General features: G+C 61.2%; 8 protein-coding genes. 3 read left to right on the top strand and 5 right to left on the bottom strand.

What is annotated here, in order from left to right:
* Positions 1–115: 115 nt before the first annotated feature.
* Positions 116–1,246 carry a hypothetical protein gene (locus tag H0S68_RS25685; RefSeq protein ID WP_410529552.1) on the bottom strand — a complete coding sequence of 377 codons (1,131 nt, stop codon included), beginning with the start codon at positions 1,244–1,246 and terminating at the stop codon, positions 116–118.
* A gap of 175 nt (positions 1,247–1,421) precedes the next feature.
* On the opposite strand from H0S68_RS25685, the gene H0S68_RS25690 reads away from it, so the two are divergent.
* Positions 1,422–1,592 (top strand): hypothetical protein, encoded by a 171-nt coding sequence (locus tag H0S68_RS25690; RefSeq protein WP_410529553.1) that lies wholly within the window; start codon positions 1,422–1,424, stop codon positions 1,590–1,592.
* 77 nt (positions 1,593–1,669) lie between these two features.
* Here the strand turns inward: H0S68_RS25690 and entS are convergent, their stop codons facing one another.
* From entS to fes, 4 genes are read right to left on the bottom strand one after another with little or no spacing between them, the layout of a single operon-like run.
* Complete coding sequence (entS, locus tag H0S68_RS25695) at positions 1,670–2,929, bottom strand: enterobactin transporter EntS (RefSeq protein WP_410529554.1); 1,260 nt, start codon at positions 2,927–2,929, stop codon at positions 1,670–1,672.
* Between the two features lie 60 nt (positions 2,930–2,989).
* The gene (locus H0S68_RS25700) at positions 2,990–11,500 is read right to left on the bottom strand and encodes an amino acid adenylation domain-containing protein (protein ID WP_410529555.1); all 8,511 of its coding nucleotides are present in this window, start codon (positions 11,498–11,500) and stop codon (positions 2,990–2,992) included.
* Positions 11,501–11,551: 51 nt separating this feature from the next.
* Positions 11,552–11,776 carry an MbtH family protein gene (locus H0S68_RS25705; RefSeq protein ID WP_033643114.1) on the bottom strand — a complete coding sequence of 75 codons (225 nt, stop codon included), beginning with the start codon at positions 11,774–11,776 and terminating at the stop codon, positions 11,552–11,554.
* A 29-nt stretch (positions 11,777–11,805) separates the two neighbouring features.
* The gene (gene fes / locus H0S68_RS25710) at positions 11,806–13,113 is read right to left on the bottom strand and encodes an enterochelin esterase (protein ID WP_410529641.1); all 1,308 of its coding nucleotides are present in this window, start codon (positions 13,111–13,113) and stop codon (positions 11,806–11,808) included.
* 201 nt (positions 13,114–13,314) lie between these two features.
* On the opposite strand from fes, the gene H0S68_RS25715 reads away from it, so the two are divergent.
* Positions 13,315–15,504 carry a TonB-dependent siderophore receptor gene (locus H0S68_RS25715; RefSeq protein WP_410529556.1) on the top strand — a complete coding sequence of 730 codons (2,190 nt, stop codon included), beginning with the start codon at positions 13,315–13,317 and terminating at the stop codon, positions 15,502–15,504.
* Positions 15,505–15,787: 283 nt separating this feature from the next.
* Entirely contained in the window at positions 15,788–16,750 is a 963-nt protein-coding gene (gene fepB / locus H0S68_RS25720; protein ID WP_410529642.1) for a Fe2+-enterobactin ABC transporter substrate-binding protein, read from the top strand.
* Positions 16,751–16,891 lie beyond the last annotated feature (141 nt).

Consider the following 16,891-nt stretch of genomic DNA (forward strand, 5'->3'; position numbering starts at 1 on the left):
TTCAAATCCCGCGTTACCTTGCCAGCTTCACCGCGCGGGATTTACAGAGATACCAAGTTACCCCGGCCGCTCTATTCATTTGTGCCCGACAACCATGCCCGGGCCTGCAGGTCGGCTAGGCAATATAACGCTGATTGAGCAAACGGCGACTTTCGTCAATATTCAGCAGGTGATGGTTGGTAAGCAAGGTTTGTTGTTCACGGGCAACCTGTACCATTAGGGCCGCGACCTCACGTGATAATTGGGCCAGACCGTCAAATTTTGCTTCTTCATCCAATATACGTCTTGAGCCGTCAGGCACTTCAAGCGTTCGGGCATATGCCGGGTTCGCGACAAGGAAGGCCAAGAAACGTTGTGTTTCGGCCAATATCGCCAGTTCATAAACGGCACCATGGAGAAGCTGTGCTGTATCCGCATGATAAATCAGTGAGGCGATATCAAAACTACTGAGATTGCAGTTGCGTCCCTCTTCAATGGCGTCTGCTTTGAGATTTTTGCACAGGCGGATCGCTTTGCGCAGGCTGCCGAGGGTGGTTTCACAGCGATTGCGGATCCGCTCAATGTGCAGGAAAGGATAATTATCTAGCGTGATGGGAATACTGGTATCGAGGATGGCCACGCCACGATGGTACTCGGCCCCCGTTTGCTGATAGTCCGCCGTGTCGAACCAGTGGGAAGGCACCACATCGACCTCGCGGGCGAGTGATCCCCCCCTTAGCCGCAAGGATTTTCGCCCGCTTGAATCGATTTCGACAGCGGGGAAAGCTTTACGCAGGGCTGTTATGCATTGGTGTCTCAGCGATTGTAACCGACTGACAGCGGTATCTGTCGTTGGGTAACGGTATTCCCCCCGGCGGGCCCGAACCCCCGTCGTGTCATAGGTTAAAAATCCCAGGTCGAGAGTCAATATATCGACATCACTGACGCCTTTGATATGAACATTGAGGGGGACTGACCCTTGCAAACGAAACTCTGTTACCCTGCTTTCCTCCAATAAGCGACCATAAAGTTGGTTCTGGATCCTTTCTGCTGTCACCACGCTGATACGGGTGTAATCAGGATCAACTTCCTGCATTGCCCCCAAGGCATAGCGAGTAAAGGGTTTGCTGGTTTCCCGTTTTTCCCACTGTTCTTGTTGCCGGTTCTTGGCAAGAAAAACGTCCCTGTCTGCGCTGTCAAAAGTCAGTACCTTTTCGTTCCCCCGTCGCCGTTGTCGCAGCCGTGCCAGACTATTATCAATGCTCATTACGCTGCCTTCTTTTCAAGAGTAAAGGCCCCAAAGGTATTGCGTCCCCGACCGGTAAAATAGCTCGCCTCGCCCGTTTGCACCTGTTTGTCGATCATTAAGTCGGTAAACCATACGGTCGCGCTGGAGCCCGCGTAGCATTGCTCCCTGCCAAACCGGTAAAAAGGAAACACCGATGACAATGGCCGATTTTCGCCGAATGGCGGCAAAAATGGATCAGCATATGCAGAAGTTGGACGAGCAAGGCGTCACGGAGCCGCACCAGGTTATCAACCACATGATGGACCTGCACAACGAACGCAAACCCGATATCGCTACGAAGCTCGACCGCAACCCATTGCGCTGACAGCAAGTGCGCTGAGTTGTAGACTGACCCCTTTAATGCCCTACTGTTTCTGACGATGCCATTGTTGGACCGGTTTTTTATTTATCGTGTTCTACCAGAGTGGCCAATGGTTCCGCTGACCGGTAATTTCGCAACGTTCGCACGCTTAACGCCACGAACAGCCCGATCAGTGCGGCAAACGCCCCGAACGACAGCACGCTAATTAACGGCGTAAACACCCGCCCCAGTACGCCAAGTCCTAACGCTCCTATGGAGTCGCCGGTCACGTCCTGCGCGGTACCGAGGCTATTCACCCGCCCTAGCAGATGATCCGGCGTGTTGCTCTGGATCAGCATGAACTGCAGAAGTGAGGCGATAGCGTTGGCGTAGCCGTAGCACACCATCGCCAGCAGCGCCGGCGCCAGGTGGCTGAACAGCCCCAGTGACGCGATGGCGGTGAACGCGACGATAGCGGCAACCAGGATCAGCACGCCGGGTCGAGAGAAACGTCCCACCCAGCCGCTGGTCAGCGCGCCCAGCATCGCCCCCAGCGGCACCGCGGAATACATCAGGCCAATAGAGGACGCGCCTACGTGGTAAGCATCCTGCGCCAGCGCCGGGAACAGTACCCTGACGGCACCGACGATGCTCATCAGCATCCCCAGCAACACCACCGAGCCGACCACCTTATTGCGCCATACAAACTGGAAGCCGCTGGCGAGTGCACTCAGCGGATGTTCCGGTTCTTGCTGCTGTGGCAACAGCGTCGGCAAGCGCACCAGCGGGACCAGGGTGCCCAGCGTCCCTGCCGCCGCGACGGCGAAGGCGAAACCGACACCCCCGAACACGATGATAATCCCGCCCAGCGCCGGCGCGAGGATCGCGCCGATGCGCACCGTCACCATGCTCAAGGCCCCCGCCGCCGCCAGGTTTTCACGCCCGACCAACAGCGGGATCACGGCCATCAGCGCCGTCATGCCCAGCGCGCCGAAGAAGCCGTCCCAGGCTGCCAGCAGGTAGAGCGCCCACAGCGACGGGGCCGGGGCGAAGGCGTTCAGACTCAGGGCGACAAAGCCCAGCCCACAGGTGCCGCGCGCAAACAGGATCAGCTTGCGGCGATCGTAGCGATCGGCAAGCACCCCGCCCAGCATCAGGCCGATAAACATGCCCACCCCGTCCAGCGCTACCGCCACGCCCACCTGCAAGGTGGAGCCGGTCATCGCCTGGATCTGAATCGGCACCCCCACCGCCAACATGCCGAGGGAAATCACCGACAGCATGCGGGCGCAGAAAATCGCGCGGAAATGTGCATTGCTTCTCAGCAAACTGAAATCAAGAAAAAAAGAAGGTCTGGCCATAGTGTCCTGCATGTCATGTTTTAGTGCGGGCCGGGACGCACGCTTCCCGGCCCGGTTGCGTTATACCAACCCGTATTGCCGCGTCAGCAGAGAATGCAACAGCGGCCCAAGCGTCTCCAGCGAGGCCGGCGACAGAATGTCCGCGTGTTCGCAGCGCTGATGATGGCAGATCAGCCCATCCAGATACGGCGCCCATACGGCGTTGATGTCCATCTCCGGCGGCAGCGTCTGGTCGGCGACAAACAGCGTCGCCGTGCCGTGAAAACGCCGGCTGCGTGCTTGAGACAGAATGCGCACCGCATCGCGGTAGTTGGCGACGATGCTGTCGAACATCGCCGCCTTCTCCGCCATCAGCGCCGGATCGCCATGATCTTCCGCCATAAACTCGGCCTGTTCCTGCGCCACCTCTTTCTGCGCATCTTCCTCGCTGGGGCCGGTCCAATCCTGTCCTTCCGGCGGATAGGTATCCAGCATGCCGAGGAATGCCACCTCTTCGCCCTGCTGCTGCAGGCGCGCGGCCATCGAGTGCGCCAGCGTGCCGCCGAGCGAATAGCCGAGCAGGTAGTAAGGCCCCTGCGGCTGCAGGCGGCGCAGATGGGCGAGATGACGATCGACCATCTGCTCAATATCCTCGCAGGTGGCGATAGCGCCATCCGGCCTTGGCGACTGCAGACCGATGATCGGGTAGTTCCCCGGCAGATAACGGCTCAGCCCCGAGTACTGCCAGGCGAAACCGGAAGCCGGATGCAGGCAGAACAGCGCCGGGCCTTGACCGGCCCGCAGCTGCAGGCATTCGCCGACGCCACGGCTCTCGGCCGAGTTGGCGGCCTGCGCGTCATCGAGCAGGTGCGCCATCTTCTCCAGGCTGCGGGCGAACATGATCTGCCCGACGCTCAACGGCCGCGGGACGCGCCGGCGCAGCTCTGCCGCCAGACGCATCGCCAGCAGCGAATGGCCGCCCAGCGCGAAGAAGTCGTCGTCGGTATACACCGTCTCGCGCCCCAGCAGTTCCCCGAACAGCGCCGCCAGCAGGCGCTCGCTGTCGCTCTGCGGCGCACGCCCGGCTTGCAGGGCCAGCTGCGGCCGTGGCAACGCTTTGCGATCCAGTTTGCCGCTGGCGCTGAGCGGGAAGCTGTCGGTCATGACATAGCTGACCGGCATCATGTGCGCCGGCAAGCGCTGCTCCAGCGCCTGATGCAGCACGCCGGTATCCAGCGTCACGCCCGGCTGGGCGATCAGCCAGGCGACCAACTGCCGCATATCGGCGCCGCCTAGTCCCGTCGCGCCCTCGCCCAGTTCGATGGCGTGCACCGCCGCTTGCGCTACCTCCGGCTGCGCCAGCAGCGCCTGTTCGATTTCACCCAGCTCGATACGCTGGCCACGGATCTTCAGCTGCTCGTCGCTGCGTCCCAAATACTCGACGCTGCCGTCTTCCAGCCAGCGGGCGATATCGCCGGTGCGATACATGCGCGCACCGTTGCCGGCGGGATCGGCGACAAACCGCTGCGCCGTCAACCCCGGTCGATGCAGATAGCCATCGGCCAGCTGAATGCCGCGCAGGTAGAGATCGCCGGCGCAGCCGACGGGAACCGGCCGCAGCATGGCGTCGAGAATGCTCAGTTGGGTGTTCCAGACCGGTTTGCCGATCGGCACGCCGGCGCCGTTCACCGCCGCCAATGCCGCGCCGGACGCCGGTTGATAGGTGACATCGACCGCCGCCTCCGTCGGGCCATACAGGTTATGCAGCGGCGCAACGACCAACGCCTGATAGCTGGAAGCCAGTTCGCACGACAGCGCTTCGCCGCTGCAGAACACGCGTTTCAGGCTGGCGGCGGCGCGCTGTGGTGCCCGTTCGTTCAAGGCCTCCACCCAGATAGCCAACATGGACGGAACGAAATGCAGCGTGGTCACGCCATAGTCGTCGATCAACGTCGTCAGCGCCTGCGGATCGCGGTGCGCCTCCGGCGGCGCCATCACCAGCCGCGCGCCGACCATCAGCGGCCAGAAGAACTCCCAGACGGAAACGTCGAAACTGCACGGCGTTTTCTGCAATACCACGTCCTGCGCATCGAGCGCATACTCGTGCTGCATCCAGAATAGGCGGTTGACGATCGCTCGGTGGTTCACCACCACGCCTTTCGGCCGCCCGGTAGAGCCGGAGGTATACAGCACGTAGGCGGGATAATCGCCGTTCCCCGCCGGTCGGCGCGGCGCCGGTTCGCGCCCACTGTCGTCCAGCGCATCGAACAGCAGCGTCGGCGCCAGCGCGGCAAAGCGTGCATACAACGCGCTTTCGGTGATAATCAGCCGCGGTTTGGCGTCCTCCACCATATAGGCCAGCCGCTCGTCCGGGTAGCCGGTGTCCAGCGGCAACCAGGCGGCGCCGGTCTGCACAATCGCCGTCAGCGCCAGGCTGAGGCGCACGGAGCGTGGCAACGCCACCGCGACGATATCGCCCGGCTGAATGCCAGCCGCCGTCAGCCGCTCGGCCAACAGCGCGGCCTGGCGCTGCATGTCACGGTAGCTGAGACTGTGCCCGGCATCCTGCAGCGCGATGCGTTCCGGCGTGCGGCGCGCTTGATCGGCGATCGCCTGATGCAAGGTGGTGTCCGCCACCGCCTGCCCGGAGCGGTTGACCGCCGCGATCAGCGCCTGCTCCTGCGGGGTTTGCAACTGCCAGCGCGGCAGCGGCAGATCCGGCTGGGCGATCCACTGCTGCAGCAGCGCCATCAGCCGCGCGGCGAAGCGCTCAGGCTGCGGCACCGAGGCTCGGTACTCCATCAGCAGGCGCAGACGTTCGCCCGGCAGCACCAGCAGCGTCAGCGGATAGTGGGTATAGCCTTTGTTGCGAATGCCGTCGCAGCGCAGCGATCCTGCGCCGCCCAGCAGAGCGTCGTTGTCCGGGTAGTTCTCCACCACCAACAGCGTATCGAACAGCGTGCCCGCCCCGGCCAGGTGCTGAATTTCCCCCAACCCCAAATCGTCGTGCTCCAGCAGTTCAATCTGCCGGTGCTGCAGGTCGGTCAACTGCTCCGTCAACGGACGATCGTGCTGCAAACGAACCCGCACCGGCAGCGTGTTGCTGAACAGGCCAACGTGTTCCTCGATCCCTTCTATCTGGCCAAAGCGGCCGGAAACCGGCGAGCCGAACACCACGTCCTGCTGGCCGCAAAAGCTGGCCAGCTGCAGCGCCCAAATGCCCTGCATCACAGTATTGAGCGTCAACCCGCGTTCGCGGCACAGGGTCAGCAAGCGCTTTTCCTCGGCCGGCGGCAGCGACATTTCCAGCTCATGCACGCGATCGTCCTGCGCGTCACCGAACAGCAACGTCGGACGCACATCCTGCAGCGTCTCACGCCACAGGCGGCGCGAGGCTTCGGCATCCCGCGCGGTCAGGCGACGCACGATATCGGCATAGTTCGAACGCAGCGGCGGCAACGCCTGTTCGCCTTCACGCAGGGCCAGCATCAGATCGTTGAGCACCACCGGCGTCGACCAACCATCGACGATCAGGTGGTGCGCGTTAAGGAACAGCGTGCAGCGTTCGCTATCGCCGTGTTTGACCCACAGCGCATGCAGCATCGCGCCCGGCTGGTTAAACAGATCGCGCTGCAGTTCCTGCTGCTCCAGCCGGTGCAGTGCCTGTGCCTCCTGTTCTTCGGCCAGCGGCGGCAGCGCGTGGCTGTCCAACGGCCAATGGCTTTCCTGCGGTATCAGCTGCAGCGGTTCACCCTCGCGGTTGAATCGGGCGGCCAATTGCGGATGGCGGCGGATCACCGCATCCAGCGCCTGTTGAAGGTGATTCGCGTCCAATTCTCCGCAGAGATTCAGGCGCGTCAGCGAGTTATAGCTGCCGCCCTGCTGCGCCGTCTGTGCATGGAACAGCAGGCCGTGTTGCAACGGCAACAGCGACAGGGCTGCGGTTAACGGCCCATACGCCCGTTCCCAGGCGCACACCGTCTCATCGTCAACGTTCGGCTGGGCGATCTCGGCCGCTACCAACGTTGACGCTGCGCGTTCGGGATGCCGTTCGGCAAATTCGCACAGTGAACGCACCGCTTGCTCGATGCCGCTGTGCAGCTGCGCAATGTCGCTCTCGCTGAAAACCCCCTCCAGCCAGCTCCAGTTGATCGCCAGGCACGCGCCGTCGCGCCGCTCTTCGACAAAGATATTCACTTCCAGGCCATACGACAGCGCCTGCTGCATATCCAGCGCCACGGCGAAGGCGTCGCGGAAGCGAGTTTGGCTGCGCTGCGGCGCCCAGTTTCCCTCGTCCTGGCTGAAGCGCCCGAGGTAGTTGAACAAGATCTCCGGCGCATTGCGCTGCGCCAGCGCTGCCAGTTCGTCACGCTGAGGATGCAGATAACGCAGCTGGCCGTAACCGACGCCGCGATCGGCCACCGCTCGCGTCGCCCGTTTCACCGCGCGCACGGCCTCATTGTGCTCGGCGTCATGCAGTTCGATGCGCAGCGGATACTCCGCCGTCAGCCAGCCGACGGTGCGGGCCAGATCGAGGCCGTCATCCAGTTCGGCGCGGCCGTGCGACTCCAGAGAGAAACGCAGTGAAGCGGCCTGGAAACGGCGGCGGCAGGCCTGAGCCAACGCGCACAGCATGATCTCTTCAACCTGCGCGCGGTATCCCTGCGGCAAGGTGCCGAGCAGCGCGGCGGTCAGCCGGCTGTCGATCAGCGTGCGCCGTTCGCTCACCGAGGCGATGCGATCGGTCTGCGGATCCAGCGCGCGCAGCCCCAAACGCGGCACATCGTCCGCCAGCATCTGCCGCCAGAACGGCAGCTCGGCTTCGCGGCGTTCGACGTCGGCCCGTAAACGCGCGGACCACTCATAGAGCGAGGTTTCTTCCGGCGGCAGCGTGATTGGCTGCCCCTGCATGGCGCTGTTGGCCACTTGCCGCAGCTCTTCGAGCAGGATGCGCCAGGAAACGCCGTCGACCACCAGGTGGTGGATCGCCAGCACCAGCCCCAGGCTCTGCCCGTCACGCTGCAACAGGATCGCCTGCATCATGGCGCCGGCCGCCGGATCGAGATGCTCGAGTGCGATGTCGAAAGCCTGTTCCGCCGCCGGCTCCAGTTCGCCGGATACGGCCTGAACCTGCATGAAATCTGCGGTAGCGGCTTCTTCAACCACCAACTGGCCATCGCGGAGCCGGGCGCCCAACGCCGGGTGGGCCGTGCGCAGCTGTTCCAACGCATCACGCAGCTGTTCCGGTTGCAGCTCGGCAGGCACGCGCAGGAAAACGCCGTGCGCGAAGCGGCGATGCATATCGCCCGTCTCGGCGAACCAGTGCAGGATCGGCAGCCCGTCGATCGAGCCTTGCCGCACGCTACGTGCATCCTGAGAGCCAACGGCCAGCGGCTGCATCGCCTGCGCCATGCGCGCGGGGGTGTGCAGTGCGAAGATCTCGCGCGGCCTCAGCAGATAGCCTTTGCGCCGCAGGGCGGTGCCCAGCCCCATCGCCGAGATGCTTTCGCCGCCGAGCGCGAAGAAATCGTCGTCGGTGCCGACGCGCTCCATCCCCAACAGGTGGGCCATCGCGCGGCAAATCAGCCTTTCCTGTTCGGTGGCCGGCTCGCGAATGCTTTGCGCCAGCGTTTCCTGCGGTTTGGGCAGCGCCTGACGGTCAATCTTGCCGTTGACATTAAGCGGCAGCTCCGGCATCACCACCAGGATCGCCGGCACCATATAATCCGGCAGACTCTGCGCCAATTGCCCCAGCAGCTCGCTTTGCAACGTTGGCGAAGCGCGACGCGCGTCATCCTGCACCGAGCAGTAACCGATCAAGCGATAGGTGGCGCCGATCGGCTCGGCGATCACCACCGCCCGCCCCACGTCCGGCAATGCGGCCAAGGCGCTTTCCACCTCACCCAGCTCGACGCGGAAGCCGCGCACCTTGATTTGGTGATCGGTACGGCCAATGAATACCAGCTGACCCTCCGCGCTCCAGCGCATCAGATCGCCGCTGCGGTACATCACCTCGCCTTCGGCGAACGGGTTGGCGACAAAGCGCGCCGCCGTCAGATCCGGGCGCCGCAGGTAACCGCGCGCGATGCCTTTGCCGGAAATGTACAGCTCGCCCGCCGCGCCGATCGGCACCGGCTGCAGCCGGCTGTCGAGCAGCCAGACGGCGGTATTGGCGAGGGGGCGACCGATCACCGGCTGTTCAGCGGCCGTGACCGGCGCGCCGAGGGTATCGACGGTATATTCGGACGGGCCGTAATAGTTGTGGATCTCCACCTCCGGATGCTGCTGCATCAGGTTCCACAGCGTCGGCGTCGCCGCCTCACCGCCGATCATCACGAACGCCGGCAGCGGGAACTGCCCCTTCAGCAGGCCGCAGTCCACCAGTTGCGAGAAGAATGACGGCGTGATGTCCAGCAGATCGATTGGCGTCTGTTGGGTTTGTTCGAGCAGCGCCCAGGGGTCGCGGCGCAGCTCTTCATCGAAGATAACCAGTTCGCTGCCCATCATCATGCAGAACAGCGGCTCCCAGGAGGAGTCGAAAGAGAACGAAGCGGTATGCCCGGCGCGCAGACGCCGCCCGCGGCGAGCCTGGAATTTTTCAATCGCCGGGCCGAACAGCGAGGCCTGATGCGACAAGAACAGGTTCAGCAGCCCGCGGTGCGTGGACATCACGCCTTTGGGTTTGCCGGTCGAACCGGAGGTGTAAATCATGTAGGCCAGATGCGTCTCGTTCAGCGGCACGCGCCGCTCTTCGTCCGATATCGGCGCGGCCTCGGCGGCCGCGCAGCGCGCCCGGCATTGCGCCTCATCGAGGCACATGATCTGCGGCAGATCCGGCATGTTGGCCCGCGTGTCGCTGAGGGTCAGCAGCATCACCGGCCGCGCGTCGTCGCACATCAGCGCCAGACGTTCACGCGGATAATCCAGATCGAGCGGCATATAGGCCGCGCCGCTGGCCAACACGCCAAACAGCGCGACCAGCGTGTCCACCGAACGCGGAATGCCGATGGCGACCACGTCTTCGGCGCCGATGCCGCTTTCGATCAACACGCGCCCCAGTTGCATCACCCGTTCACTGAGTTGACGGTAGCTGAGGCGCACATCGCCGCAGGTCACCGCCAACGCCTCGGGCTGTCGCTCAACCTGACGCTGGAAAGCGTCCATGATCGACACCATGCCCGCCGGCGGCGTCAGCTCAGCGCCGCGCCCCCAGGCCGCGAGTTGGCGCAGCTCCCCTTCGCTGACCAGCGCCAGTTGACCGTTCGGCTGATGCGGCCGCCGCGCCAGTTGCTGCAGCCAATGGCCAATGCGCTCCGCATGGCCTTGCAAGGTGCGCGGCGCGTATTTGGCCGGGTTGGCCACCAACGACAGCGTTAGCACGCCGCTTCGAAAACCGATCTCAAACTCGAGGTCGTCGACCGGCCCCATCGCCAGCGTATGGGTAACGGCCGCTTGACCGTCGAAGGACAAGGCGCTGTGGTAAACCTTGACGTTGACCACCGGGCCGTACAGCTCCTGATGGCCGCCGACCAGGCCGAGATCGCGTTTGATCTGCTCCGCCTCATAGCGTTGATGGCGCCGCACCTGTTTGATTTGCGCCGCGGTGGCCTGGCAGACGTCCGCCAGCGACATCTCAGGCGTCACGTTCAGCAGCAGCGGCAGCACGTTAACCACCGGGCCGATCGCCGCCAGCGCCTGCGAGCCCATGCGGCGCATGAAAGGAAAACCGATGGAGAGCCGGGTTTCGCCGCTCATGCGCGCCAGATACATCGCCAGCGCCGCCGTGACGATATCGGCCGGTTGCAACGACTGCAGCGCCGCATCGCGCAGCGCTTCGTCAAACAGCGACTCCGGCAGCACCAGCGCCTGTTTGAGCGGCCGAGCGCCCGGTTCGACCTCGCGGTTTTCCGTCGCCAATGACAGCGGCGACGGCAGATCGCGCAGATGCTGCCGCCAGAAATCGTCCGCCCGCTGGCGTGCGGGCGACGTTTGCCATTGCTGAAACTCTTCCACCACCTTGCCGAACGGGGTAAACGGCGAGGCCGCCGGCGACAGCCCGTGGCGCAGCGCGCGGTAGATATCGGCGATCCGGCGGGTGATGGCCTCGAAGCTGAAGCCGTCCAGGGTCAGATGATGAAAGCGCTGGTACCAGAACCAGCGATCGGCGCTGATGCGGATCACCGCATGGCGATAGAGCGGGTGCTCGCCGTCCGCGGGCAGATCCTGCGCCAGATCGTCGTGCATCAGTGCCAGCGCCGCCTGTTCGGCATCTGGGCGCGCGCTGAAATCAAACCACTCCGGCGCCTGTACGCGTGCGGGGTCCGCATTAAGCGGTAAACGTTGCATCGGCTGGCCGTCCTGCGCCTCAAAGAACCGCGCCTGAACCGTATCTGCCTCCGCCAGCCCTTGGCGAATCGCACGCTCCAGCGCCGAACGATCGATATCGCCGTGCAGTTCGGTGTAGTGCGCCACGGCGAAGCTGTTGCGCCGCAGCGCGATTTGGTCGGCAATCCAGATCCCCGGTTGCGCCGCAACCAGCGGATAATCCCGATACTCGACCTGAGTATCCGGCAAAGAAAGCGTTTCTGACATAGTGTCTGTCCTTTTCCTCAAACGCAATGTAGCGATGTGGCTGTGCGGCGATTAACGCGGCGCATCCGCCGCTTTCAACGACGCCGGCCGCATGTCCTGCCAGTGCGCTTCGATATAGTCGATACATTCACCGCGCGACGCCGGCCCCATCAACACACGCCATCCCGGCGGCGTATCGGCAAACTGCGGCCACAGCGAGTACTGCTGTTGCGCATTGACCAACACGGAGAAACGGAGACTTTCGTCATCGAACGGGTTTTGTTGTTCCTGAGTCATTTGCCTTACCTGTCTGTCAAAATGTGGGATTACTTCATTGCGGAAAGCAGCCGGCGCACGCCGTCCACCAGACCGCCGCGCCAGCAGAGCGCGTCATGTCCGCCGGAATACACGCGGTAGTCGGCGCGATGCCCGGCCGCCGTCAGCGCCTGGTGCATCTGGCGATTGACGAATTCGATGTCCGCCTCCCGATCGCCGGCTTGCAGAGCCACGGTGAGCGTCGGCGCGGTCGCGCCGCGCTGCCGAACCTGGCGTATCAACCATCCTTCCTCCAGTTCGTAGCGTTTTTCGAATTGGGTAACGAATTGCACCGTAGGCCACCAGAAGGAGCCGGACTGGCTCAGCACGTGGCCGAAGCGCTCGGGCCAGTGCAAACCGGCATATAACGCTGCCAGCCCGCCGTAGCTCTGGCCGGCGAGGACGGTGCGCGCCCCTTCCTCGCTGAACGGTTCGCGCCGCTGCGCCTGCGGCAATAGTTCGTCGATCACCGCCTGCCAGAAGGCGGCATTGCAAGGCAGCTCGTTTTCCCGGTGTTCGCCATCGATCGCATCGATCAGCAGCCAACATGCGGGCGGCAGATGCCCTTTTGCGGTTTCGTGCTCGATCACCGGCAACAGAGCGTGCCTTTCGACCCAGTTTTGGCCATCGAGCAGCAGCACCAGCGGGCGATTCGCTTTCACCACTGCTTCGCCGCTGGCATACAGCCAAACACGCCGCTGGTTATCCAGCCGTTCGCTGCGCCACTGAAAAAGCTGTAGCCGCGCTTCATCCAGCGGCCGATCGGCGGTCAGCCAAGCGCTTTGATCGTCGGCATCCGGCCCTTGCGCCAGAGATACGGGCCGCGGACGATGCGACGGCCCAAGCGATACGCGATTCAGCGGATCGGCCATGGCCAACGGGAACAGCGATACCCACCAGGCACGCTGTTGGCGATCGCGCAACGTTTCGTCGTCGCTGAAGACGGGGGGAAGAGCCCGGTCGGTAATGGGGATCAGGCTGTAGCTGCCGCGCCAGCGGCGATCGATAACGGCCGCGCCGTACCAAACGTCGGTGCCGGGGAGCCTGGTGAGGCTGTTGGGGGACGTGCTGTGGTGATCGGTAATGCCGTTGATATCGGCGTAAACGCGACATATCGGCGAGTGCTGTTCATCGCCGGCGGGATCGCGCCACAGCAAGGTCATTTTGACGTGGCGATCATCGTGCGGTTCGACGACAGGCGTGCCATGAGCGGCAACCTTCTGCCACCACGCGGATTGCCCCGTCGTCTCTTCACGCAGCCATTGCGCCGCCAATCCTTCACGGTCGTTGTCAGGCCTCTTTTCCGGCAAAAACTCCATAGCGCCCCTTACATAACAAGAATGTCTTTTACAAAACCTGACAATCGTATTGATACTCATTATCATTTTCAATACTATTTGTCGGATTTTTACCGTCGTGCAAACACGACGTCTCCGCGTCGACGGGTGAAGACCGCTTGCCGGCATTCCGGGGTTTATCAGGGTGGCATGACACACAAAAGCAGGTATTCAGGAGAGATAATGAAGATTAAAAACAAATGGATAGCAAACGGAAGTGCGGAGGCGATGTCCGCCAAGCGTCTGTTGCTGGGATCGGCGCTGGCCTTATTGCCCTTGGCGCAACACGCGTCTGCGGCAGCTGATGAAACGATTTTGGTAACCGCCGACGCACAAAACAGCGTGACCGCGCCGGTCAAAGGGATCGTCTCTAAAGAGAGCGCCGCCAGCACCAAGACCGCCACCGCTCTGCGCAAGACGCCGCAGGCCATCTCGGTGGTCACGCGCGAACAGATGAACGACCAGGAGCCGGCGTCGGTCGCCGACGCATTGAACTACACCAGCGGGGTGATCACCACCTACCGCGGCAACTCCAACCGCAATGACGAAGTGATCAGCCGTGGCTTCCGTTATGCACCCAAGCTGCTCGACGGCCTGCACTTTGGCCTCTCGAGCCAAAACGGCGGCGCCGGGCAGATCGATCCCTGGCTGTTGGAGCGCGTGGAGATGGTGCACGGTCCGGCCGGCGTGCTGTACGGCCAGGTCAGCCCCGGCGGCGTGGTGGTGATGACCAGCAAGCGCCCTACCGCCCAGAGCATTCATGAGGTGAAATTCAGCACCGGCAACCGCCATCTGGCGGAAACGGCGTTTGATTTTGGCGGCAAGCTTAACGACGACAACACCCTGTTCTATCGCCTGAACGGTATCGCCAGAACCGAACATGAGTTTGTCAAAGAAAGCAAACAGCAACGGGTGGCCATCGCCCCGGCCTTCACCTGGCTGCCGAACGAAGACACCAGCTTTACGCTGCTGACCAGCTACCAGAACGATCCGAAAGCCGGATCGCGCAATTTCCTGCCGCGCGCCGGCACGCTGTTCCCGACCAGCGCGGGCTACGTGCCTTACGACTTCAACGTCAGCGAACCCAGCTTCAACAAGTCGCGGCGCGAGCAGGCGTCGATCGGCTACAGCCTCGAGCATAACTTCAGCGATGCGCTGTCGTTTACCCAGAACCTGCGCTTCACGCACCGTGATGAAGACTATAAATATCTGGTTTATAACGTGAACTCTAAGGTCAATGACCACACCGTCACCCGCATGGCACAGCATGAATCGCAGATGACCAACGAGTTTGGCGTGGATAACCAACTGAAGGGGTTGTTCGACACCGGCGAGGTGAAGCACACGGTGCTGGGCGGGCTGGATTACCGCTACAGCCATATCGATTATAAAATGTATCGCGATCGCGGCAACGATTACCCGATCGACTGGGCCAACCCGGTTCGCCCCAGCATAGATGGCAGCACGCTGGCGCTGGCTTCCAGCGATTTGAAGACGCTGAATCAGGTCGGGGTGTATCTGCAGGACCAGTTGGAGTGGAATAACTGGAACCTGCTGCTGTCCGGCCGTCAGGACTGGTCGCAGGTCAACACCCGCGATCGCACCAGCGGTGGTAAAGAGCAGACCTACAACGATGCCCAGTTCACCGGCCGCGCGGGCCTGCTTTACGCCTTCGACAACGGCATTTCACCGTATGTCAGCTACAGCACCTCGTTCGATCCTAACCTGTACCCGAGCGCACAGGGCGCCGATCCGCTCAAGCCGACCACCGGCAAACAAACCGAGGTGGGCGTGAAGTACCAGATCCCGGGCGGCAACACCCTGCTGACCCTCTCCTGGTTCGACATTACCCAGCGCAATGTGGCTTCCTATAATCGCCTCACCTCCGCCTACGAGCAGATCGGCGAGGTGAAATCCAAAGGGATTGAGGCGGAAGTGCACGCTCAGCCGACGCCGGAGATCAAGCTGACCGCCGCTTATACCTACACCGACGTAGTGACCAAAGACTCCAACTCGGCGGACGAAATTGGCCACAGCCCGGCGGGCATTCCGCGCCACGCAGCGTCCGCCTGGGGCAGCTACAGCTTCCTGAACGGTGCGCTGAACGGCCTGACCGTCGGCAGCGGCGTGCGTTACATCGGCGATGCGCCGGCCGACGCCACCGGTCAGTACGACGTGCCGCACTACACGCTGTATGATGCCATGGTGAAATATGACCTCGGCCAGGCCTCGTCGGCACTGCGCGGTGCAGCACTCCAGCTCAACGTGCAGAACCTGACGGACAAGAAATACGTTTCATCGTGCAGCGGCGAGTATGCCTGCTTCTACGGTAGTGGTCGCTCAATGATAGTTTCGGTGAACTACAACTGGTAATAAGTTCCTTGGCAAGCTGTATATTCAGGATCAAACCAGTCTCATTATATATTTTTATTCGATCACGACCTCTGATCCAGAGGTCGTGGACAAATCGGCCTTATAGTTTGAACATGGGAGAATTCGAAGGGTATGGGAGCATACCAATTACTGCAATATTTATTGCGACTGGCAATGGCTAAACTGCTATTAGAGTGCTGTCGGTTTCCCACTGATAAAATGAAGATCCAAGGAGAACAAGGTCGTGCACTTATTCCATTTCCCCAAGTTTTGGCAAAATATTCTGCTTAGTGCATTCATTTTTCTAAATAACCTATCCAGCACATCTGCGTCAGAAATCACCTGGCCTCGAACCTTCATTACACCTATGGGCACTGTCACTTTGCAACAGCAGCCGCAACGTATAGTGTCGACAAGTGTAACACTGACCGGTTCATTATTGGCGATAAATGCACCATTGGTCGGATCGGGTGCAACAGCACGTAATTCAACGGTTGCAGATAATCAGGGTTTTTTCACCCAATGGAGTCAGGTAGCCAAGGGTAAAGGGCTGAAATCTCTATATATAGGTGAGCCTGATGCAGAAGCAATCATCGCCGAAGCCCCTGACTTAATTATTATATCCGCCTCTGGTGGGGATTCTGCTCTCAAGCTTTACGCACAGCTTTCAACAATTGTGCCTACCGTAGTGATTGATTACAGCAACGTCAGTTGGCAGGAATTAACCCAACAACTGGGCGAAATAACCGGCCACGAGACAGATGCCAAAACCATCGTGACACGTTTTGAACAGAGGGTGAAGTCCCTGAAGCAGCGACTCAGGCTACCGCCTCAGCCCACCTCTGCACTTGTGTATTACGAAGATGATCGGGGCATTAACCTTTGGACAGAGGCTTCTGCGCAAGGTCAGCTACTCCGCGAAATGGGCTTTAGTCTCGCCCCGATACCTGCAGATATCAACAATGAAATCAGCATGGGAAAACGTAATGACATTATTCAACTCGGTGGGGAAACAATGGCTGATGCAATCAGTGGGGAAAGTGTAATGCTTTTTTCTGCCGATGAACGAACGGTAAAAAAATTTTCTTCCAACCCCTTTTTGTCACATCTTAACTCTATTCGCCATCATCGAATATATGCAATGGGAATGGATACATTTCGCCTTGACTATTACAGTGCAAATAACTTACTTGATATCATGGAACGGTTATTCACCGATATGAAATGTAATCCCACAATTAAATGACATCAGTGTACAAAAATAGGATAAGTTCAACACAATAATTAAATCCGGTAAACCCCCGGCTTTGCCGGGGGACTCCGAAAGGTTTGACCTTTAAGTCAGTCGCGCGAATCTGAAATCTCCGCCAAGAGATGAGGATTCGTG

The sequence above is a fragment of the Serratia sp. AXJ-M genome (assembly GCF_046531865.1).
GTDB lineage: Bacteria > Pseudomonadota > Gammaproteobacteria > Enterobacterales > Enterobacteriaceae > Serratia > Serratia liquefaciens.